The organism is Legionella donaldsonii (genome assembly GCF_900452385.1).
GTDB classification, from domain to species: Bacteria; Pseudomonadota; Gammaproteobacteria; order Legionellales; family Legionellaceae; genus Tatlockia; species Tatlockia donaldsonii.
Genome location: NZ_UGOA01000001.1, coordinates 1,683,419 through 1,704,163, shown reverse-complemented (window position 1 = coordinate 1,704,163; position 20,745 = coordinate 1,683,419). Strand labels below are relative to the sequence as shown.

The following is a 20,745-nucleotide window of genomic DNA, read 5'->3' as shown; positions in this document are numbered from 1 at the left end:
CTTAAGATTTATGTAGATTATCAATTAACCTTCATGTACAATTAATCTTGCTTCCACCTGATGGTGAAAGTATTGGGATAGAATGATTTAACCAAAATAAGGAAGTTACGATGAATGTCATTGATACACAAGCATCTTCTCAAACTACAAAACAAGAACAAGGTCTTCAAGACTTGGTTTATGGTTTAGTAACTCGCTTTCTTGCTGAAAATAAAGGCAAGTCCATTGATGATCTGTATGACATGATTCTTTCTGAAGTAGAGCCACCTCTTCTACAGGCTGTTATGGAGAAACGTCGTGGTAATCAACTGCAAGCAGCGAAAATGCTTGGAATCAGCCGTGGTACTATCAGAAAAAAATTACAACGTTATTTCGGCACAAAATATTTTCGTCTTACAGACGAGTAATACACTGTTAGCTAAACCGCTATTAGACTCTGAAAAAGGCCCGTATTCACGAGCCTTTTTTTATTCGATTATTCTTATGAAATTAAATTAAAACCAGTGTCGTTGACTTCTTCTTCCTGGTGAATTAAAGGCAAGGGTTTTTCCGGTTTGGTTGAAAATATACTCAATGGCCATGCAATTGAACCCCTATTCGGGATTCTTCGTGGCAAAGGTATCATTGCACCAGCATTTTCTTTGCTCGCTAAGCTCAATACAACTGGTAAGTGAAGAACCGCACCAGGAAGAATACCAGGTCCAGTTAGTAATGTTGTCAATAATGCTTCCCTGTCTTGTGAATCTAAAGGTATAACGGCGTGATTAGTTGAGTGTTCGCGCGCATCTTTAGCTAAATTCTTGGGTATTACATACTTGCTTATATAGGCACTATGACACTTGGCTTGCACCGGCGCGACAAACTCCACGGTACCTATTGGATTTCCGGCTGTTCTTCGAAAGGAAAGCGCAGTGATTTCAGGCTCGGAAAAATCGAAGCGTAATTCTTTTTTCCCTGCAACTCCTGCTATTTCTTCTGTTACTTCACTCTTGGCTGTTTCAACCACTAAATTTCGACCATCAGCAAAATTTAGCCTTTTTTCAACATCATGTGCTTCCAAAAAACCGCCAGGGACAGAATATAAACCAAGTTGGACTCGCTGCATTAACACAGTTTTACCATTAGTGGTTACTAAAGGAGCAAGGACACCTGTCTTAAAAAAGCTCTGTTTATAAAGCTCACTCTGCTCTGGAAATTTCTTGTTTGATAAGGCGACAATAAAAGAATAAGGAACTTTTTTCGCTTCCATATAAACTGTATTCGTAACTTCATCATAGACCACACCTGTAATAACCATTTGTTGGCCATCGTAAAAATCAGGATTTCTCTTTTTTTGCTGTTCTATCACCCCTAAACGTTCTGTTTCTTCCTCATCAGTTAGACTGACTGCTGGCAAATCATCGTATAAATTAGCAGGTACTAAATTTTTCACGCTTTTTACAAAAACAACTTTGGGTGAGGCTCTAAATTGAAAGCTTGACTGGGTCGTATTCGTATCAAAATTAATTGCTATTGGTTTAGTATCAACAGCATAACTACGGGTAACAGGCTGAGGTGCGGGCGTACTTTCTATAGAAATATTTTTCCAAAGTTGAATAAGATCGAACATATAATCCCCCAAAATGGGGGATTATATTTTTTTTTCCATGATTAATCAAAAAACAGTTTCTCCAGACATCAAGCTCAGACAAGAGAATGGAAGCGACAAAGATGGCTGACTGTAATATTAGAATTATAAAAAAGCCCGTCTAAAACGGGCTTAAATTTGCTATTAAGCTTCCAACAAGAGTTTATTCACTCGACTAACAAAATCAGCAGGATTTTCAAGCTGGCCTCCTTCTGCAAGGACTGCTTGCTCGAATAACATCACAACCCACTCCGCAAATAAACCATCATCCGTTATGCCATGTAAGCGTTTGATCAAAGCATGTTCCGGATTAATTTCAAAAACGGGTTTGCTCGCCGATACCTTTTGCCCAGCTGCTTGCAAAATGCGCTGCATTTCCAAACCCATGTCCTGTTCATCCGCCACAATACAAGCAGGCGAATTGGTCAAGCGGTTAGTGAATTGTACTTCTTTGACGCGCTCCCCAAGAACATCTTTAATTTGCTTGAGCATGGGCTCCAAAGCCTTTTCCTGCTCTTTTGCTTGTGGAGTATCACTCGTGTCATCACCGGCCGGAAGATCGACTTTGCCTTTACTGATCGATTGCAATTTCTTGCCATTAAACTCACTTAAATAACTAACTAACCACTCATCAATACGATCACTTAAGAGCAAAACCTCAATACCTTTTTTATTGAAAATCTCAAGATGTGGGCTATTTTTGGCTGCATTATAGCTAGCTGCCGTGATGTAATAAATTTTATCCTGCCCCTCTTTCATGCGTGAAACATAATCATCCAAGGTAACCGTTTGCTTTTCTGAGTTGGATGTTGAGCTGCTAAAACGCAATAATTTGGCGATTGCTTCTCGGTTAGCATAATCCTCTACCGGTCCTTCCTTAAGTGCCAAGCCAAATTGCTCCCAGAAAAGTTGATATTTTTCTGGATCATCTTTACTCAATTTATCCAGCATTGACAAAACACGCTTAGTACATGCGGCTCTGATGGACTCAACCTGCTTATTATCTTGTAGAATTTCACGCGAAACATTTAGTGGTAAATCACTGGCATCCACAATTCCTTTTACAAATCGTAGATAGCGTGGCAAAAATTGGGTTGCATCATCCATAATGAAAACACGCTTCACATAGAGCTTTAGGCCGTGTTTCATTTCCTGTTGCCATAAATCAAAGGGAGCATTTGCAGGTATGTAGAGTAAACTAATGTAATCGTGTTTGCCTTCTACGTGGTTATGGGACCAGATTAAAGGATCCTGGTAATCGTGAGCGATATGTTTATAGAGGGTTTTATAATCTTCATCGCTGATTTCTGATTTTTGCATAGTCCATAAAGCCGTTGCTTTATTGACCGCTTCAAAATCAGGGCTTTCGCTTGCTTTCTCTTTTTTCTCTTCTTGCTCAACTTCATCCATTTTTTTCATCATAATTGGCCAACAAATATGATCCGAATATTTATGGATAATGCTACGCAAACGCCAGTCACTCAAAAATTCATCCTGATCTTCCTTCAAGTGCAAAATAATTTCTGTGCCCCGCTCTTTTCTCTTTTCCTGGCCAATAGTGAACTCGCCTTCACCATTGGATTGCCAGACAATGCCTTCATCAGCGCTGAGGCCAGCACGCCGGCTTTTAACGGTAACCTTATCTGCCACAATAAAAGCAGAATAAAAACCGACACCGAATTGGCCAATCAGATGAGAATCTTTTGCTTGTTCACCCGTTAAGTGACTCATAAATTCCTTGGTTCCTGACTTGGCGATAGTACCCAAATTTTCAACCGCTTCATCCCAGCTTAAGCCAATACCATTGTCTTTGATTGTGATTGTTTTTAACTTTTCATTGAATTCGACAGTGATACGTAGATCAGAGTCTTTTTCGTACAATGAGGCATTAGCAAGAGCAAGGAAACGAAGCTTATCCAAAGCATCAGATGCGTTTGAGATTAATTCACGTAAAAAGATTTCCTTATTGGAGTAAAGTGAATGAACAACAAGATGTAACATCTGTTTCACTTCAGTTTGGAACCCCATTGTTTGTTGCTTAGCCACCATTTATAAATCTCCCATGACTCATAAAAATTAAAAAAATGATACTGGATACTCACGAATATTACTTCTAAGAGCATTACTATTAGATTTACCCCTTTATTCTTTATTGCTTAGATGCTACAGGGGACATTTCATTCCACTTATATGTGGACATCCGCCAACAATTTCAAGGTGAAGAATTGAGTTTTATTAATAATTTTAATGATTTTACCCTTAACTACACCTGGTAATATTCAAAAACTTGGAGGAAGCCATAAAAATGGCATTGAACGGCTATCCTGCCTGTACTGTCAATTCACTAATAAACCTGCGTTTATAAAGAACTGACAGTCAGCAGTATGAAGATGATAATAATACCTTAGTTACTGGCTTCTTAGAGACTGTAATACAATTCAAACTCAATAGGATGGACAAGACTTCTAACTTGTGCAATCTCAGCTTCGCGAAGAGAAATATAACTTTTAATAAAATCGCGACTAAAAACATCACCTTGCAACAGAAAGTCATGGTCCTCTAGTAGATGTTGTACAGCTTGCTCCAGGGAGCCACATACCGTAGGTACATCCACCAACTCTTCAGGAGGAAGATCATAAAGATCTTTATCAATGGGTTGACCTGGGTGAATTTTCTTTTGTATACCATCCAATCCGGCCATCATCATTGCAGAAAATGCAAGATATGGGTTAGCCATTGGATCCGGGAAGCGCACCTCAATCCGACGACCTTTCGGATTATTAATATGAGGAATACGGATCGCTGCAGAACGGTTACGAGCCGAATAGGCCAGTAAAACAGGGGCTTCAAAACCAGGAACCAGACGCTTGTAACTGTTAGTAGCCGGGTTGGTAAAGGCATTCAGTGCTCTTGCATGCTTGATAATACCACCAATGTAATAAAGGGCTGTTTCTGACAGACCAGCATATTGATCACCACTAAACAAGTTGACGCCATCTTTCATTAAAGATTGGTGACAATGCATACCATTACCATTATCACCTACTAAAGGTTTAGGCATGAAAGTCGCTGTTTTACCATAATTATGAGCTACGTTATGGATAACATATTTTAAAATTTGTAGTTCGTCGGCTTTTTTAGTTAAGCTATTAAAACGCGTTGCTACCTCACATTGGTTTCCGGTAGCTACTTCATGATGATGCGCTTCGACAACCATGCCTAAGGACTCTAGTGTCAAACAGATTGCAGAGCGGATATCCTGTGAGGAGTCGACTGGTGGAACAGGGAAATAGCCACCCTTGACACTGGGCCGATGGCCAATATTGCCACCTTCAAAATTTTTACCAGAATTCCAATGTGCCTCATCAGAATCAACTTTATAAAAAGACCCACTCATGTTTGTTTCCCAGCGCACGTCGTCAAACAGGAAAAATTCGGGCTCGGGTCCAAAAAAAGCTTTATCTGCTATACCGGTCGATTGCAAATAAACCTCTGCTCGCTGTGCTATGGAACGTGGATCACGGTCATAACCTAGCATAGTTTGCGGATCAACCACATTGCAACGAAGAATCAGTGTATTATCCTGATAAAATGGATCAGGAAGGATTGTATCCATATCAGGCATAAGAGTTAGATCTGACTGATGAATTTTTTGCCAACCTTTGATAGAAGATCCGTCAATCATTTTACCGTTTTCAAGGAAATCATCATCTACAGCCCCAACAGGAATAGTGATATGTTGTTCTTTTCCTCGTGTGTCTGTAAATCGCAAATCAATAAATTTAGCATCGTGTGCTTTTATTTTCTCGTATATTACTTCTTTGTTCATTATCATCTCCAAGATTGACCACCACCAAGTCTACCCTAAGTGACTTACTAAACCCAATAGATTACACTGTTTCCTATTAAAACTAATAGTAGTGAATATGGGCGCCTATCATTATCAAGCGCTAAATAAAGCGGGTTCGACTGCGAAAGGTGTTATTGAAGCTGATTCAGAACGCCAAGCACGCCAATTACTCCGTGAGCGTGGTTTAATTCCAACACAAATTCGTGCTTTGGTTAAGCAACAGCAGTCACGCAGAAAAGACAAGCTATCTGCGCAAGATTTATCCTTATTTACTCGCCAGTTGGCAACTTTGCTTGCTGCCGGTATTCCTGTAGAAGAATCTTTGCGCGGTGTCAGTGAGCAAACCGAAAAAGATAAAGTCCGAGAATTAATTATCGGTGTTCGCTCCAAAGTACTTGAAGGATATGCTTTGGCACAAGCAATGGCTGAATTTCCTAATGCGTTTCCAGAACTTTATCGAGCAACAGTTGGTGCAGGTGAACAAACAGGTCGTTTGGATCTCGTATTAGAAAAACTGGCGCAATATACTGAAAATCAGCAAGAAACCAGACAGAAAATTCAGCAGGCGCTTATTTATCCCTCTGTGATGATTGTTGTTTCAACTGCGATCATTGGTTTCTTGCTTGCTTTTGTCGTGCCCAAAATTATTGAAGTCTTTACCAGTAGTGGCCAATCTTTGCCGAATATGACTAAAGTGCTTATTACCCTCAGTGGATTCATTAAATCTTACGGATTAATTAGCTTGGGAATCATTATTATTCTACTAGCGGGCTTTAAAAAGAGTCTTCATAATCTGAAAATCCGTACCACTTGGCATCAGGTGTTGTTAAAATTACCCATTGTTTCCTATTTGGTTAGATCCATTAATGTAGCACGCTATATTCACACCTTTAGTATTTTATTTACTGCCGGAGTTAATGTCCTGGAAACCATGCGTGTTTCTGCAAGTCTGGTGACTAACCTGGTCATGCGTAATGCATTCGATCTCGCCACCATAAGGGTCAGAGAAGGAAGTTCCATCAGTCAAGCATTAAAAGAAACAAGTTATTTAAGTCCAATGGCAACGCATTTAATTGCTAGTGGTGAAAAAAGCGGACAAATAGCTGTCATGATGGAACGTGCTGCTTCGCATCTTGATAGTGAAGTAAAACACCTCATTGATACCGCATTAACCCTTCTTGAACCCCTGCTCATTCTACTCATGGGAGCGGTTGTTTTATTTATCGTGTTGGCCACTCTCCTACCCATATTTTCTATGGAACAGCTTGTTACCTAGTCAATATTATTTACGTACGGATAAGAATCTAACAACTTTCAATAACAGCTATCCTTTTTCGTATCGTGCATGCGCACCTTATAGTAGAATCAGTCCAGGGGTTATTTACATTTCGATAAGCTTGGTGCTTATAGCTTGATTTACTGCGTTTTGCTGCTCAAATACTGGGTCTTCGCTGCGAAGTTCGAAAAATCAAGCCATGATCATTCAAGCTAATGTCAACAGCCCCTAACAAATTGATTGAGGAGTTTTTAATGAATAGACAAAGTGGCTTTTCTTTAATTGAAATTATGGTTGTAGTCGTCATCCTGGGTATTCTTGCTTCCATTGTAGTGCCTAAAATTATCAGTCGACCGGATGAAGCTCGTGTTGTTAAAGCGAAACAAGATGTACTTGCAATTCAAAACGCGATGGATCTTTATAAATTGGATAATGGCATTTACCCCAGTACAGATCAGGGTCTCCATGCCTTAGTTGAAAAGCCTACTTCTAACCCTATTCCTCGTGATTGGAAACAATACCTAAAATCTATACCTAAAGATCCTTGGGGTCGTGAGTATTTATATCTTAATCCAGGAGAGCATGGTGAAATAGATATTTTTACCTTAGGAGCTGATGGGCAACAGGGAGGCAGTGGTATTAATGCAGAAATAGGTAATTGGGATGCACAATAAGGGTGGTTTTACCCTCATTGAAATTTTAGTGGTGCTGTTTATTATCAGCATCACTTTAAGCTTTGCCTTACTTGCCTTTGGTGATTTTGGCGCCAGCCGACGCATTATCGTTGCGGCAGAGCAGTTTTCTGCTTATCTTAAGCTAGTGCAACAACAAGCAATTATCGAAGGAAAAAATTTAGGTGTTGATATTAATAACCAAGGTTATAAAACCTATCGTTTAGAACAGGGAAACACATGGCAGGCTATGCCAGAAAAAAGCATTTTTCATTGGCAACATTTTCCTAATAATCTTGTCATTGATTTGGAAAGCCCACTCAAAAATAATACGCGGATGCCTGATATTATGATGAGCCCTTCTGGTAATTTAACTGTCTTTAAATTACGTTTTGGTACAACTGATAAGCCTGGATTGGCTACTCTGATTGGTAAACACAATGGCCAGCTCGTTCTCCTAAAACCCCAAGCATCATGACCAAGCGCTCTCATCAATACAAAAATCAGACAGGTTTTACTTTAATTGAGGTTCTTTTAGCACTGGCTGTTATTAGCATAGCCTTAACTGCCTTGCTGAAATCTTCTGCCCAAAATATAGTCAATACACAACGAATAAAAGAGAAAACGATAAGTCATTGGGTGGCTATGCAAGGAGTAGCCATGGTTCAACTAGGCTTATTACAAGTGAATACCAGCCAGGAAGTTACCCAAGTCACTACGATGCTTGGTCAACGATGGTATTGGCGTGTCGGTGCTAATTCTACACCCATCAAATCTATGCAACAAATTACCATCACTGTCAGTCAAAACCAGGCCGGCCCCTTTGGCTCTCCATTAGTAGCATTTCGGTATCAACAAAAATGAACAAACAACAGGGCTTTACTCTTCTTGAAATTTTAATTGCGCTGGTTGTTTTTGCCATTCTGGCAAGCCTATGTTCTTCTGCGATGTATAATGCCTTTCATACTCAAAAGCAGGTAGCACATCAAGCGGAGCAATTGAATACCTTGCAATTAGCAATCACCCGCATTGAACAAGATACAAAACAAGCTGTAGAAAGAGCTGTCCGCGGGAATGACATGCATATTTTTCCTCCTTTTGTAGGGCAAGCACACTACCTTGAATTTACTCGCACTGGTGTTGCAAATCCCGAAGCCACTGAAAAACGTAGTACTCTTCAACGCATCGCTTATTTATGTGATAAACATCAACTGGTAAGAAGAAGTTGGGAAACACTTGATACAGTAGAGCGTAGTCGCTATGAAGACCAATCACTACTTTATGGCCTGGAAGACTGTGAATTTGCCTATTTGAATTATAGCTTACAAGTATTGCCTGAATGGTTTGCGAATGCCTTACAGCAAAACCAGCGTAAAGAACCTTTTCCAAAAGCAATTCAATTTTCCTTAACATTAAAAAACTGGGGAAAAATGAGTTTTCTATTGATTATTCCGGAGGCTCTTTATAGTGCTTAATAGGGCCAAAAATAAAGGAAGTGCGCTTATTTCCGCACTCTTTATCATGACGCTTGTTGCAATAGCGGCTACAGCAATGAGCACTCGCTTGCAACTTGATATTTACCGTACTCGTTTGACAATAAATAGTGATAAACTCTATCTAGCTTCGCAGGCACTAAGTTTTTGGGCAATGGATATGCTCTCCTCGAAGAAAATTTCTTTCCGGGTTGGTGATGTCTATGGCAAAATTAGTAATTTTCCTACCAAACTGCAAAGACTCTATCCAGAAGCTCTAATTGAAGGTGGCTTATATGATTTACAAGCCCGCTTTAATTTAAATAATTTAACCGATAAGAAATATCAGGCTCTCTTTGTCCAATTATTAGAATCGATATCATCACAAATGACTCCAGATGAGCGTAAAGAACTTACTTTAGCGACAACCAATTGGTTGATGCCTTATCAGCCCGGAGTTGGTAATGAATTTTTTTCTTATTATTTACGAAAAAAGCCCGGCTACTACCCCAGCCAGCAACCGATGCAGAGTGTCTCTGAGCTCAGATTAATTAAAGGTGTTAATGCCAAACTCTATCAACGCCTGTTTCCTTATGTCATAGCCCTACCAGAATCAACTCCGATTAATATAAATACAGCACCGAAACAACTTTTAATGACACTGGGTAACGGGCTTAATGAAGAACAAGTCAATGAGTTACTAGCTGCACGTAGAAAAAAAGGTATTTCTGATCTTAAAGAGCTCTACCCTATTTTAGAAAAATTGAATATCCGCAGTGACCAAATTACCGTCGAAAGCCAATATTTTATGACAATTGCAACGGTCAGAATAGGTGAGTTAAGTCTCGTTAACTATACCATCATTAAGCGTAATAAAGATAAACAGGGAAAAATGTCTGCTCTTATATTAAGTGAAAGCTTAAATACGCATGGATAAAGACTATTCTTTCTTGTTTTTTATTTGCTGGAATAGCTCTTCACCACGATCTTTATCTTGAGTAGACATAGTAGGTTCAAGTCGGGCAAGCTCCTTTGATGCTTGCTGATTTTTATTAACAGTAGCCAATTTCAACCAGGCATAAGCCTTAGAAACATCTTTATTCACACCAAGACCAGCCAAATATAGATAACCTAATTTCCCCTGAGCCATTGCATTGCCTTGATCTGCCGCTTTGCCAAACCAATAAGCTGCTTGTTCGTAATCTTTATTAACGCCAACGCCAGTCAGCAAAAGTTGCCCCAGTTCCGCCTGAGCTTGTGAATTTCCCTGTTCAGCAGACGCTTCATACCAATAAACCGCTTTTTGGGCATCTGCTTCTACACCCAATCCATTGAGATATTGATAGGCCAAATAGGCTTGGGCATTTCTATGTCCTTGATTGGCGGCGCTGGAAAACCAGTAAGTGGCTGCACGTTGATCCTGAGCTATACCGTATTTGCCTGTATATAAAAGACCAAGACTATATTGTCCTTTTGCGTCACCTTGCTCTGCCGCTTTTTCATACCAATATAAAGCTTTCTCTACATCTTTTTCAGTACCATAACCCATCATGTATTGATAACCCAAGTTAACCTGTGCTTTTGCATAACCTTGTTCTGCTGATTTTTTAAACCACTCAAAAGCCTTAACTTCACTCGTTTCAACCCCATCTCCTACAGCATACATTAAACCAATATTTCTTTGGGCAATCGCATTACCATGCTCAGCTGCTTTCATATACCAAAGGAATGCCTGTTTATAATCCTGTTTTACCCCACGACCATTATCATATAAAAAACCTAAACTTAACTCTGCTAAGGCATTATTTTTTGCCGCTGCTTTTTGATACCACTCTCCAGCTTTAACATCATCATGATTCACACCATAACCGTATTGATACATACGCCCTAATAAATACATGGCCTCATCATTTCCTTCATCGGCTGCTTGTACCAAGTGAGGATAGGCGGTTGTATAATCACCATTTTCATAGGCAGAAAAACCGACAATCACATCGGCAAAAACTGAATTAATATAAAGACAAGCAGCGAGAACCAGTATTCGCATGCTTACTCCTGAGTAATTCCCTTATTAAAAGCGTAGGATATTAAGACAACAAAGCAAATAATTTGCTAACTAATTTAATTGATTCTACAAATTGGTAATATTTTAATGGTCTTCTTTCACTGTTATCTATGGTTTATTCGTCAGTAAAAAAGTACCGATTGACCTTATTAAATTGAAAAGGAAATTTAAAAAATTATTATCGCAAGTGATACATTTAATAGTTTTATGAATTTTTCTACTGTCCAATAGACTATAATTTAAGAATTCTTATTAATAATTTATAGGAGAGCTCGTATTAAAACAAAATTCTAATTTATATTAATGACAACTATATTAGATGGAACTTTATTTAAATATTACAAGGACGAAAATCATGAAAAAACTCATTTTAATATTCACTGGCTTAATCTTAGGAAGTAGTGTTTATGCAGCAAATGTTACAGATATGAATTCAAAATGGATCTGTACTACAAATGCTAGTAGCAGTGATGTAGCCTCTGAAAAAGCTGCAGATGATAAACTGGCAAATACTCAAGCTTCTGCTAGTAATGCCTTTGCTGCTGCAGCTCAAAATTGCCGTGATTGCACTAAAATAACCTGTGAAGTCCAAGACTAAAACATTGGAGACTATCCTTTCAGGGTAGTCTCCTTTTCGATGAGTTAAGCATCGTATTTCTTTTTAAACTGACTCATTCTTTCACCAATTATTTCCAACTCATTACCGCCAAGTAAATTCTTTACCTGTGGAAACAATTTATTTTCTTCTTCCTCTGCGTGGTGAATCACATTATTTTTAAAACGGGCAAATTTTTCCTCCCATTCTTGTTGGCTTTTAATATCATCAAACTCTTTAATAGCCTTTTCTGCCCTTTTCTCTTCTGTGAGTAAATGCTTTACCGTGGGATCTAATTTTTTATTGTCCTTAAAGCAGGGATACCAAACTTTATGTTCCATTGTTTCATGTCTGATAAGCTCATGACATAAATCATCAAACATCGTTTGCCGTTTATCATCACGAAAATTTGTATTGGCTATTTCATTCAATGTTCTTCTAACTTTGTTATGCTCACTAATCAAAAAAGATATTGCGTCCATGATTTGCTCCTAAAATCCAATTTAAAAACCACTTTATTATTTATATTAGCATAGAGAAAATTACGAATAACTCTAATTAATCCAATGTAAAAACGAATGCGAATTCAATAAAAATAAAAGGAAATGCTATACTTTTAATGTACATTCATGGAGGAATATCATGCTTACTACTTTATTAATTGTATTATTAATTTTACTGTTAATTGGTGGCTTACCTAGATGGGGTTACAGTAGTAATTGGGGATATGGGCCCTCAGGGCTTATAGGCCTTATTCTAGTTATTCTTTTGATACTTATCTTAATTGGAAGAGTACCATTATGACAGAGAGTTAATAAGAGTAGAATATAAGGAATATTTAATTGGATAATAATAAAATTTCTTTATATTCAGCTAAAAAATATAAGGAAATAGAAAAAGCTGTTTTATATAAAGACAGCATTAAAGATACTTACGTAATTTTAGGAAAAAAGTTTTCTTATTATTAAGTAAGTGGTAAAAAAAATCACTCTTCCAAAAACTCTCCAATGGATAAGCTTTTTAGCTAGACATCCATGTCGTATGGATAAGCAAAAGAGACCTAATGAAAAATAAAACAAGACATAAGTAATTATAGTTTCGCATTAATATCATTTAAAACTCTAATCTATACTTATAAGATTAGGGATTAATTTATTAGATTAAATATATTTTTATAATGATAAAAGGAGTTATATTATGAATCATGCAAATATAGTTAAAAGCAGCGAAGTATCAGGTGTTAAAGTTAAGAATTCTTTAGGTGAAGATTTAGGAGAAATTAACGAGGTTGTCATTGATAAACTTATGGGGAAAGTAAATTATCTAGTCCTGGATTTTGGTGGTTTTTTAGGGTTCGGCAACAAATTTTTTGCTGTTCCTTGGGATTTATTCACCTATGATAAAAAAAATAATTGCTTTCTTTTGAACATCGACAAAGAAAGTTTAAAGAATGCTCCTGGATTTGATAAAGACCATTGGCCTAATTTTGCTGCTCCGGAGTATATATCAACGCTTAATAAGTATTATCACTAATAGGTCCAGACATTAACACTCATTCGTGTTAATGTCTGCTCTACACTTTTTGTTCTTTATTAGGAATTTGCCTAAAAGTAGTGTTTCATTGATGTGCCTAACTAAACATCAAGGATGATTCAAATGTCTATAGCGTTTATTTCTCATCCAAATTGCCTGTTACATAATATGGGAACAACACATCCTGAACAGCCAGCTCGGCTGCAAGTCATTGAGGATGAGTTAATTCGTTGTGGTTTGAGTGAGCATTTAAACTATTACCAGGCCCCTCTTGCGACCAAAGATCAATTGCAACTTGTACATGATCCGGATTATATTGAATTTATTTTTAATATCTCCCCGCAAAAAGGCCTCATTCCCTTAGATCCAGATGTATGGATGAATCCTCACTCTCTAATAGCCGCTCTTCACGCAGCAGGCGCAGCAATATATGGTGTTGATTTAGTCATGAAGGGCGACACTAAAGCAGCCTTTTGCAATGTACGTCCTCCCGGACATCATGCAGAACGTAATAAAGCAATGGGCTTTTGTTTCTTTAATAATGTTGCTGTTGCGACCGCCTATGCACTGGATTTCTACAAATTACAACGCATAGCTATCGTTGATTTTGATGTTCACCACGGCAATGGTACTGAAAATATTTTTCAGGCAGAACCAAGGGTTTTGTATTGTTCTTCTTTCGAGCATCCTTTTTACCCCTTTAGTGGTGCCGAAACAAGAAATCAGCATATTCTCAATATCCCTTTGGCTGCTGGAACAACGGGCGAGCAGTTTCGTGCCAAAGTAACTGAACATTGGTTGGAGCAAATTCAATCTTTCGCACCTTCGCTCATTTTTTTCTCGGCTGGTTTTGATGCTTATATTGATGATGATATGGCGGATCTCAGACTTACACCGAATGATTATCTTTGGATCACGCAAAAAATAAAAACTATCGCAGAGAGATGTTGCCAAGGACGGATGGTGTCCGTATTAGAGGGCGGTTACGCTTTAAATGGTTTAGGAGCCTGCGCTGCAGCCCATATTCGTGGTCTACTAGAGCAAGTTGAGCTGGCTACTATCTGAGCCGAAAGCACTGGTTTCCGGTATTGACTATTCTGTAAATATACTGTGAGGCTCCTAAATCAAGGCTCTTCGACTCAGTTACATGACGATAACTGCAGCACCAGTAAATCGCCCATAACGTAAATCATCCAAGGCTTGATTGACCCCATGCAAGGGATAAGTGTGAACCTCTGTTTTTATAGGTATTTGCGGAGCTAGTGTTAAAAACTCTTCACCATCTTTCCGAGTTAAATTAGCTACAGAACATAAGGTTCGCTCTCCCCAGAGATCAGCGTAAGGGAAACTTGGTATATCACTCATGTGAATACCTGCGCAAACCACTGTTCCTCCTTTCTCAGTGGCTCGAAGCGCGATTGGAACCAATTCACCAACGGGAGCGAAAATAATTGCTGCCTCAAGAAGGCGTGGTGGTGATTTCTCTGAACTACCAGCCCAGACAGCACCTAACTGATAAGCGAAATCCTGAGCAGTTAGATCGCCAGGGCTAGTGAAAGCATAAACTTTCCGTTGCTGGTAATGTGCTACTTGAATAAGAATATGTGCTGCAGCACCAAATCCATAGATACCAAGATGTTGTGCATTCCCTGTTTTTAATAAAGCGCGATAACCTATTAACCCTGCGCAAAACAAAGGCGCCGCTTGATGATCAGGATATCCTTCTGGAATAGAAAAACAGAAACGCCAATCCGCTACGCAATAGTTGGCAAAACCACCGTCAATTTGATAGCCAGTAAATTTTGCCTCGTCGCATAAATTTTCGCGACCAGTTAGGCAAAAATGACAAACACCACAACTGCTACCCAACCATGGCACACCAACTCGCTGGCCAATAACAAAATTTTTAACCCGCTTACCTAGCTTTTTAATGGTTCCAACAATTTGATGGCCAGGAACAAGAGGAAGTTTGGGCCTTGTTAATTCACCATCTATAACATGTAAATCAGTTCGACAAATACCACAGGCATGTACTTTAATTAACACCTCATTCGATTTTGGTTGTGGTTCTTCCAGTGTACCTGGGTTTAGTTGCTGATGAATTTGTTCCAAGAGCATAGCATCCATGATGAACCTGGCTTATTTGCATACTAAAGTATCAATAATTATAGGCAATGATAACATGTAGCAGAGCCCAAGGTCTGTTGACATTTCTCAAGCTTGAGTCGAAAAACATTGATTTACGCATTACAACACAATTTCCTGCAAGTAAATGAGCAGCGAAATGCAGGGAATCAATGCTTTTCGACTCCAGATAGTAGAAATGGGAATAGACCCTAAATGGCTTCAAATATTGCCGCCGCACCCATTCCTGTTCCTATACACATAGTAACCATCCCATATCGTCCTTTTGTACGTCGTAAACCATGTAATAAGGTAGCGGTCCGGATTGCCCCTGTAGCTCCTAATGGATGCCCCAAAGCAATGGCTCCGCCTAAGGGATTTACCTTATCAAGAGGCAAATCCAGTGTTTTAATAACGGCTAAAGCTTGCGCAGCAAAGGCTTCATTAAGCTCTATCCAGTCGAGTTGCGCTAAAGTAATACCAGCTTTTTTCAAAGCCAGGGGTATTGCATTAATAGGGCCTATACCCATAACTTCAGGAGGAACTCCAGCAACAGCATAGGCTAATAAACGTCCCATAGGCTGTAAATCATACCGCTTTAATGCGTCTTCACTCGCTAACAAAGCAATAGCCGCTCCGTCACTGGTTTGTGAACTATTACCAGCTGTCACAGTTCCTTTAGCTGCAAAAACTGGACGTAGACGCGCTATTGCATCATACGATGTATCGGCGCGTGGTCCTTCATCGTCAGTCACCATACGCTTTTTGCTTATAACCTCAGAAGACGCCAGATCAGCATGGCGTACGGTGATTTCCACTGGACTTATTTCTGCCCGAAAATCACCTCGTTGTTGCGCCGCAACGGCACGCCGATGGCTTTCTGCAGCAAATTCATCCTGCTGCTCGCGGGTGACTTCCCAGCGTTTGGCAACATTTTCTGCCGTAATACCCATGCCATAAGCAATAGCAACATGTTCGTTGTTAAAAATTGCCGGATTTGCAGTGTATTTGTTACCGCCCAAAGGCACCATGGACATACTTTCGACTCCACCGGCTAGTGCAAGTGGCATATCTCCCTGGGTGATTGATGCCGCCGCAGTTGCGATACTTTGCACACCAGAAGAACAGAAGCGATTAATGGTCATGGCTGGTACTGATTGAGGCATGCCAGCTAATAACGAAGCGACTCGCGCAACATTCATACCCTGCTCGGCTTCTGGCATCGCACAACCAATTACTACATCACCAATAGCTTGCCAATCGACAGGTTGATTACGACTTTTCAGCGTTCTTATTGTGTGTGCAAGAAGCTCATCCGGTAGAGTATGACGAAACACACCTCGTGGTGCTTTACCAACAGGAGTACGCAATACATCAACTACATATACATTTGTCATTATCAAGTCTCCTTAATTGCGCAATGGCTTACCAGTTTCTAACAGATGGGAAATACGAGCCTGAGATAATGGTGTTGCCGCCAAAGTCATGAAGGCTTGTTTTTCCAGATGTAGTAACCAGGCCTCATCAACTAATTCGCCCGCATTAACATCCCCACCACAAAGTACATGAGCAAGTTGATTGGCAAGAAAATAGTCGTGTTGAGAAATAAAACCCCCTTCAAGCCAATTGACTAACCCGGCTTGCAAACGTGCATGTCCCTCTCGTCCGGCAATTTTAAACTGGGTTTTAAGCGGTGGCTGATAATTTGCAGCTTGCATTGCTTGAATTTGTGCAAGTGCAGCAAAAAGCACTTCATTAGGGTGCATCACCCAACTATCTTTCTCACGCAGGTAGCCGCGCTGCTTGGCCTCAGGCGCACTGCCAGCTACAAGCGCCGTCGCAATTTGTTGAAAATACGGTTGCAAGAAAAGCATTAAATCCGCTTCTTGCGCTTTGGCAGCAGCTCTCATCGCCATTTCTTTACACCCACCGCCAGCAGGGATAAGGCCAACCCCAGCCTCTACCAAACCAGGATAAGCCTCAAAAGCAGCAATGACTGCATCGCAATGCATCATCAATTCACAACCACCACCTAGAGCACGTCCTCGAAGTGCTGCAATGGTTGGAATTGCACAATACTTTAAGCGCAGTGCAACTTGTTGAAATTGGCCAATCATTGAATCCAGCGCATCCATCTTATTTGCCTGAATCAACGCAGCAACACCTCGTAAATCAGCGCCAGAACTAAAATTTGAGGCATCAGATTGGTAAATAATTAAACCTTGGCATTCTTTTTCAGCTTTGTCTATTGCCTCTTGTAAGCCATCAAGCACCGCTTGCCCAACAGTATTGGCTTTACTCTTAAAACTAACAACCGCAATATCTTCTTTTAGATGCCACAAATGAACACCTTCATTCTCATATAAAGTTGTCATACGATGAGACGTTTCTTTTAACACTTTATCCGGGAAAAACTGACGCTGATAAACTGCTAGCGGGCTACGTGGAATATACTCATTCTTCTCGGCGGAATAAGCACCCTCCGCACTATAAAAATATTTAATATTAGTTAGCCAGGCAGGTAATTTGGCTTGACTTAAAGTCATTTTTTCAGCGCTAGCTTTTTCTATGCTGGCTTTCATTTCATTAATACCAGCCATTTGCCAAGTTTCAAAAGGACCATATTGCCAACCAAAGCCCCAACGAATGGCTAAATCAACATCGCGTACATTGTCAGCTATCTCAGCTAAATGATAAGCACAGTAATGGAAGAGATCACGATAACAAGCGGTCAAAAATTTGGCTTGTTTATTTGTAGAGGTAGTCAATTGCTGCATGCGCACTATTGGATCAGCAATCTTCATAATATCTTTTAATTCATTACTGACCTCGCCCTGGGCTGGACGATAAGTTCCTGATTCAAGATCATAAACTTCAATAACCTTTCCATTTTTACGATAAATGCCTTCCCCTGATTTCTGACCTAAACGGCCTGCTTTAATCAAAGCTGTCAACCACTCCGGTAATTTAAATGCAGCATGCCAAGGATCTTCTTTAAGCTGTTGCTCCATCGTGTGCACGACATGTTGCATGGTATCTAACCCTACAACATCCATGGTTCTAAAGGTAGCCGATTTTGGTCGGCCTAATAAAGAACCAGTTAAAGCATCTACTTCATCTAAACCAAGTTTCATTACTTGTGCATGATGTAAAGTAGCTAATAGTGAAAACACCCCTATTCGGTTAGCAATGAAATTCGGTGTATCTTTAGCGCGTACAACTCCCTTACCCAGGCGACTGGTTAGCCAGGTTTCCAAATTATCCAGTAATAGCGATGTGGTTGTAGTTGCTGGTATTAATTCAGCCAGATGCATATAGCGTGGTGGATTAAAAAAATGGACACCACAAAACCGGTTGCGCTGTGATTCGGGCAGCACCGTGGCAAGAGCATTAATACTCAAGCCTGACGTGTTACTGACTAAAATAGCTGTTTTACTCAAATAGGGCGTAATACGCCGGTATAAATCTTCTTTCCAATCTAAACGTTCACCAATTGCTTCAATAATTAAGTCACAATCAGACAAATCAGTCAAATTTTGCTCATAATTTTTTGCCTGTAAGACTAGCCCTGTCTGCGGTGTAGCCAAAGGTGCGGGTTTTAATTTACCCAGATTAGCAATAGCCTTATCAACTAAAGCATTAGTCGCTCCTTCTTTACCTGCTAAATCAAATAATAAGGTTTCAATCCCTGCATTCGCGCAATGTGCTGCAATTTGTGCCCCCATGACACCGGCACCGAGAACCGCAACTTTTTTAATGAAAAATGGTTCCTGCATGATTCATGTCCTTTTTGTAAGTGAAAACATTAGGTTCGGCGTTGATTCGGGTCTGTTGGCATTTCTACTATCTTAGCCAAGAAGCAATGATTTTCTATGCTTCGCTGGCCATTTACTGCCCTATGCCAACAGCCCTATTTGCTTTATTGGTATCTATAACTGCCTTCATATAACAAGTCACAATACCATGAGTTACAACGACTACTGGTTACAAAATCATTTCGGTAAGCTGCTCTAAGACAGATTGAAACGAATTCCCTGGGCTAAAGGTAGTGCATCTCCCCAGTTAATCGTATTCGTTTGCCGACGCATATAAGCTTTCCAGGAATCAGAACCTGACTCGCGACCACCTCCAGTCTCTTTTTCACCACCGAAAGCGCCACCAATTTCAGCCCCGGATGTGCCAATGTTAATGTTGGCTATGCCGCAATCGCTACCCATAGCACTTAAATAACGCTCGGCGTTCTTAAGATTCTGGGTGAACAACGCAGAAGATAGGCCTTGTGGGACACCATTTTGTAAAGCAATTGCTTCCTCCAGACTGCGATAAGGCATCACGTAAAGAATAGGGGCAAATGTTTCTTCTTGTACAATATCCCATTCGTTTTTCACGTCAGTCACCAAAGTGGGTTGAACAAAATAACCAGCTTGATTGATCACCTCACCACCAAATGCAATTTGTCCGCCTGCAGCAAGTATACGTGTAATCGCTTTGCGAAATTGGTTTACAGCCTGTTCATCAATCAGAGGTCCCATTAAATTGTTGCTGTCTAAAGGGTCACCGATAGTAATTTGCTCATAAGCATGTTGTAGTCGCTTAACAACATCGCGATACATTGATTCATGAACAAATAGACGCCTGGTGGAAGTACATCGTTGACCTGCTGTACCAACCGCACCAAAGACAATACCTGGGATAGCAAGATTTAAATCAGCGGATTCATCGAGAATGATCGCATTATTTCCACCCAGCTCCAGAATTGTTTTTCCTAGGCGTTTCGCCACTTTGGCCGCAACCTGCCTACCTACAGCTGTTGAGCCAGTAAAAGAAATGAGCGGTATACGCATATCATTTACCATCGCATCAGCAATATCATGCGACTCAGGAATAATTAAACTAAAAATTTCTGGGCAATTATTTTTTTGTAATACCTGATTACAAATATGATGTACTGCAATAGCACAAAGTGGTGTCTTAGCTGAAGGTTTCCACAGCGTTACATTGCCACAGATTGCTGCAATAAAAGCATTCCATGACCAGACCGCGACAGGAAAGTTAAAGGCTGATATGACACCAACAATACCATAAGGATGCCATTGCTCGTACATACGATGATTAGGACGCTCGGAATGCATGGTATTACCATAAAGCATACGTGATTGACCGACAGCAAAATCAGCAATATCAATCATCTCCTGTACTTCACCATCGCCTTCCTGCTTAGATTTGCCCATTTCAAGTGATACTAGACTGCCTAATAGATTTTTATGGTCACGTAACGCTTGTCCAATTTGACGAATTATTTCTCCACGCTTGGGAGCAGGTATTGTCTGCCATTCTTTAGCTGCGATTTGTCCTCGCTCTATCACCCGCTCATAATCACGCATTGAACAGGTTGCTATTTCAGCCAGCTTCTCACCCGTTGCCGGATTAAAAGAGGGTAAACGACTAGTACCAATCTGGCTTTGCCAACCCTGACCACTGAAAGCGCCAGGGTTAACGTCGTTGATATTTAAATGTTTTAATAAATCCATG

General features: G+C 40.0%; 21 protein-coding genes. 12 read left to right on the top strand and 9 right to left on the bottom strand.

Annotation, left to right across the window (positions count from 1 at the left end; genetic code table 11):
* Positions 1–110: 110 nt before the first annotated feature.
* A complete protein-coding gene (locus tag DYC89_RS07875; protein WP_115221289.1) occupies positions 111–407 on the top strand; it encodes a helix-turn-helix domain-containing protein in 297 nt (98 codons plus the stop codon).
* Between the two features lie 74 nt (positions 408–481).
* Here DYC89_RS07875 and DYC89_RS07870 read toward each other — a convergent pair whose 3' ends face one another.
* From DYC89_RS07870 to glnA, 3 genes are all read right to left on the bottom strand, one after another.
* The gene (locus tag DYC89_RS07870; RefSeq protein WP_115221288.1) at positions 482–1,609 is read right to left on the bottom strand and encodes a hypothetical protein; all 1,128 of its coding nucleotides are present in this window, start codon (positions 1,607–1,609) and stop codon (positions 482–484) included.
* 162 nt (positions 1,610–1,771) lie between these two features.
* Positions 1,772–3,676, bottom strand: a complete 1,905-nt coding sequence (gene htpG, locus DYC89_RS07865) for a molecular chaperone HtpG (protein ID WP_115221287.1) — start codon at positions 3,674–3,676, stop codon at positions 1,772–1,774.
* A 370-nt stretch (positions 3,677–4,046) separates the two neighbouring features.
* Positions 4,047–5,456 (bottom strand): type I glutamate--ammonia ligase, encoded by a 1,410-nt coding sequence (gene glnA, locus DYC89_RS07860; protein ID WP_115221286.1) that lies wholly within the window; start codon positions 5,454–5,456, stop codon positions 4,047–4,049.
* Between the two features lie 97 nt (positions 5,457–5,553).
* Between glnA and lspF the strand changes: the two genes are divergently transcribed.
* The 6 genes from lspF (at position 5,554) to gspK (ending at position 9,833) form a co-directional block, all read left to right on the top strand.
* Positions 5,554–6,753, top strand: coding sequence for a GspF family T2SS innner membrane protein variant LspF (gene lspF / locus DYC89_RS07855; protein ID WP_115221285.1), 1,200 nt, complete (start codon positions 5,554–5,556; stop codon positions 6,751–6,753).
* A 254-nt stretch (positions 6,754–7,007) separates the two neighbouring features.
* Positions 7,008–7,427 carry a GspG family T2SS major pseudopilin variant LspG gene (lspG, locus tag DYC89_RS07850; RefSeq protein ID WP_058443746.1) on the top strand — a complete coding sequence of 140 codons (420 nt, stop codon included), beginning with the start codon at positions 7,008–7,010 and terminating at the stop codon, positions 7,425–7,427.
* Positions 7,417–7,902 carry a type II secretion system minor pseudopilin GspH gene (gene gspH / locus DYC89_RS07845; RefSeq protein WP_115221284.1) on the top strand — a complete coding sequence of 162 codons (486 nt, stop codon included), beginning with the start codon at positions 7,417–7,419 and terminating at the stop codon, positions 7,900–7,902. Before lspG ends, gspH begins: the two co-directional genes overlap by 11 nt.
* On the top strand, positions 7,899–8,288 hold the full coding sequence (gene gspI, locus DYC89_RS07840; protein WP_115221283.1) for a type II secretion system minor pseudopilin GspI: 390 nt from the start codon (positions 7,899–7,901) through the stop codon (positions 8,286–8,288). The genes gspH and gspI overlap by 4 nt, the downstream gene beginning before the upstream one ends.
* Positions 8,285–8,899, top strand: coding sequence for a GspJ family T2SS minor pseudopilin variant LspJ (lspJ, locus tag DYC89_RS07835; protein WP_115221282.1), 615 nt, complete (start codon positions 8,285–8,287; stop codon positions 8,897–8,899). Before gspI ends, lspJ begins: the two co-directional genes overlap by 4 nt.
* Positions 8,892–9,833, top strand: a complete 942-nt coding sequence (gspK, locus tag DYC89_RS07830) for a type II secretion system minor pseudopilin GspK (protein ID WP_281271381.1) — start codon at positions 8,892–8,894, stop codon at positions 9,831–9,833. The genes lspJ and gspK overlap by 8 nt, the downstream gene beginning before the upstream one ends.
* A gap of 3 nt (positions 9,834–9,836) precedes the next feature.
* Here the strand turns inward: gspK and DYC89_RS07825 are convergent, their stop codons facing one another.
* A complete protein-coding gene (locus DYC89_RS07825; protein WP_115221281.1) occupies positions 9,837–10,943 on the bottom strand; it encodes an SEL1-like repeat protein in 1,107 nt (368 codons plus the stop codon).
* 373 nt (positions 10,944–11,316) lie between these two features.
* Between DYC89_RS07825 and DYC89_RS07820 the strand changes: the two genes are divergently transcribed.
* On the top strand, positions 11,317–11,559 hold the full coding sequence (locus tag DYC89_RS07820) for a hypothetical protein (protein WP_115221280.1): 243 nt from the start codon (positions 11,317–11,319) through the stop codon (positions 11,557–11,559).
* 44 nt (positions 11,560–11,603) lie between these two features.
* Here the strand turns inward: DYC89_RS07820 and DYC89_RS07815 are convergent, their stop codons facing one another.
* Complete coding sequence (locus DYC89_RS07815) at positions 11,604–12,038, bottom strand: hemerythrin domain-containing protein (RefSeq protein WP_115221279.1); 435 nt, start codon at positions 12,036–12,038, stop codon at positions 11,604–11,606.
* A gap of 160 nt (positions 12,039–12,198) precedes the next feature.
* Here DYC89_RS07815 and DYC89_RS07810 point away from each other — a divergent pair, with 160 nt between their 5' ends.
* The 4 genes from DYC89_RS07810 (at position 12,199) to DYC89_RS07800 (ending at position 14,154) form a co-directional block, all read left to right on the top strand.
* Positions 12,199–12,360 (top strand): DUF3309 family protein, encoded by a 162-nt coding sequence (locus DYC89_RS07810; RefSeq protein WP_115175154.1) that lies wholly within the window; start codon positions 12,199–12,201, stop codon positions 12,358–12,360.
* Between the two features lie 38 nt (positions 12,361–12,398).
* Positions 12,399–12,524 (top strand): hypothetical protein, encoded by a 126-nt coding sequence (locus DYC89_RS16840; RefSeq protein ID WP_281271380.1) that lies wholly within the window; start codon positions 12,399–12,401, stop codon positions 12,522–12,524.
* 229 nt (positions 12,525–12,753) lie between these two features.
* A complete protein-coding gene (locus tag DYC89_RS07805) occupies positions 12,754–13,089 on the top strand; it encodes a PRC-barrel domain-containing protein (RefSeq protein ID WP_115221278.1) in 336 nt (111 codons plus the stop codon).
* Positions 13,090–13,212: 123 nt separating this feature from the next.
* Positions 13,213–14,154 carry a histone deacetylase family protein gene (locus tag DYC89_RS07800; RefSeq protein WP_115221277.1) on the top strand — a complete coding sequence of 314 codons (942 nt, stop codon included), beginning with the start codon at positions 13,213–13,215 and terminating at the stop codon, positions 14,152–14,154.
* Between the two features lie 78 nt (positions 14,155–14,232).
* Here the strand turns inward: DYC89_RS07800 and DYC89_RS07795 are convergent, their stop codons facing one another.
* The 4 genes from DYC89_RS07795 to amaB form a co-directional block, all read right to left on the bottom strand.
* Positions 14,233–15,216, bottom strand: a complete 984-nt coding sequence (locus tag DYC89_RS07795) for a zinc-dependent alcohol dehydrogenase family protein (protein ID WP_115221276.1) — start codon at positions 15,214–15,216, stop codon at positions 14,233–14,235.
* Positions 15,217–15,425: 209 nt separating this feature from the next.
* Positions 15,426–16,610: an acetyl-CoA C-acyltransferase gene (locus tag DYC89_RS07790; RefSeq protein WP_115221275.1), complete on the bottom strand. Its 1,185-nt coding sequence runs from the start codon at positions 16,608–16,610 to the stop codon at positions 15,426–15,428.
* A 12-nt stretch (positions 16,611–16,622) separates the two neighbouring features.
* Complete coding sequence (locus DYC89_RS07785; protein ID WP_115221274.1) at positions 16,623–18,989, bottom strand: 3-hydroxyacyl-CoA dehydrogenase/enoyl-CoA hydratase family protein; 2,367 nt, start codon at positions 18,987–18,989, stop codon at positions 16,623–16,625.
* Between the two features lie 234 nt (positions 18,990–19,223).
* Entirely contained in the window at positions 19,224–20,744 is a 1,521-nt protein-coding gene (amaB, locus tag DYC89_RS07780; RefSeq protein WP_115221273.1) for an L-piperidine-6-carboxylate dehydrogenase, read from the bottom strand.
* Position 20,745 lies beyond the last annotated feature (1 nt).

Coding starts and splice junctions, on each gene's coding strand:
- DYC89_RS07875 (WP_115221289.1), top strand. CDS start 111: ATGAATGTCATTGATACACAAGCATCTTCTCAAACTACAAAACAAGAA.
- DYC89_RS07870 (WP_115221288.1), bottom strand. CDS start 1,609: ATGTTCGATCTTATTCAACTTTGGAAAAATATTTCTATAGAAAGTACG.
- htpG (WP_115221287.1), bottom strand. CDS start 3,676: ATGGTGGCTAAGCAACAAACAATGGGGTTCCAAACTGAAGTGAAACAG.
- glnA (WP_115221286.1), bottom strand. CDS start 5,456: ATGAACAAAGAAGTAATATACGAGAAAATAAAAGCACACGATGCTAAA.
- lspF (WP_115221285.1), top strand. CDS start 5,554: ATGGGCGCCTATCATTATCAAGCGCTAAATAAAGCGGGTTCGACTGCG.
- lspG (WP_058443746.1), top strand. CDS start 7,008: ATGAATAGACAAAGTGGCTTTTCTTTAATTGAAATTATGGTTGTAGTC.
- gspH (WP_115221284.1), top strand. CDS start 7,417: ATGCACAATAAGGGTGGTTTTACCCTCATTGAAATTTTAGTGGTGCTG.
- gspI (WP_115221283.1), top strand. CDS start 7,899: ATGACCAAGCGCTCTCATCAATACAAAAATCAGACAGGTTTTACTTTA.
- lspJ (WP_115221282.1), top strand. CDS start 8,285: ATGAACAAACAACAGGGCTTTACTCTTCTTGAAATTTTAATTGCGCTG.
- DYC89_RS07825 (WP_115221281.1), bottom strand. CDS start 10,943: ATGCGAATACTGGTTCTCGCTGCTTGTCTTTATATTAATTCAGTTTTT.
- DYC89_RS07820 (WP_115221280.1), top strand. CDS start 11,317: ATGAAAAAACTCATTTTAATATTCACTGGCTTAATCTTAGGAAGTAGT.
- DYC89_RS07815 (WP_115221279.1), bottom strand. CDS start 12,038: ATGGACGCAATATCTTTTTTGATTAGTGAGCATAACAAAGTTAGAAGA.
- DYC89_RS07810 (WP_115175154.1), top strand. CDS start 12,199: ATGCTTACTACTTTATTAATTGTATTATTAATTTTACTGTTAATTGGT.
- DYC89_RS07805 (WP_115221278.1), top strand. CDS start 12,754: ATGAATCATGCAAATATAGTTAAAAGCAGCGAAGTATCAGGTGTTAAA.
- DYC89_RS07800 (WP_115221277.1), top strand. CDS start 13,213: ATGTCTATAGCGTTTATTTCTCATCCAAATTGCCTGTTACATAATATG.
- DYC89_RS07795 (WP_115221276.1), bottom strand. CDS start 15,216: ATGGATGCTATGCTCTTGGAACAAATTCATCAGCAACTAAACCCAGGT.
- DYC89_RS07790 (WP_115221275.1), bottom strand. CDS start 16,610: ATGACAAATGTATATGTAGTTGATGTATTGCGTACTCCTGTTGGTAAA.
- DYC89_RS07785 (WP_115221274.1), bottom strand. CDS start 18,989: ATGCAGGAACCATTTTTCATTAAAAAAGTTGCGGTTCTCGGTGCCGGT.
- amaB (WP_115221273.1), bottom strand. CDS start 20,744: ATGGATTTATTAAAACATTTAAATATCAACGACGTTAACCCTGGCGCT.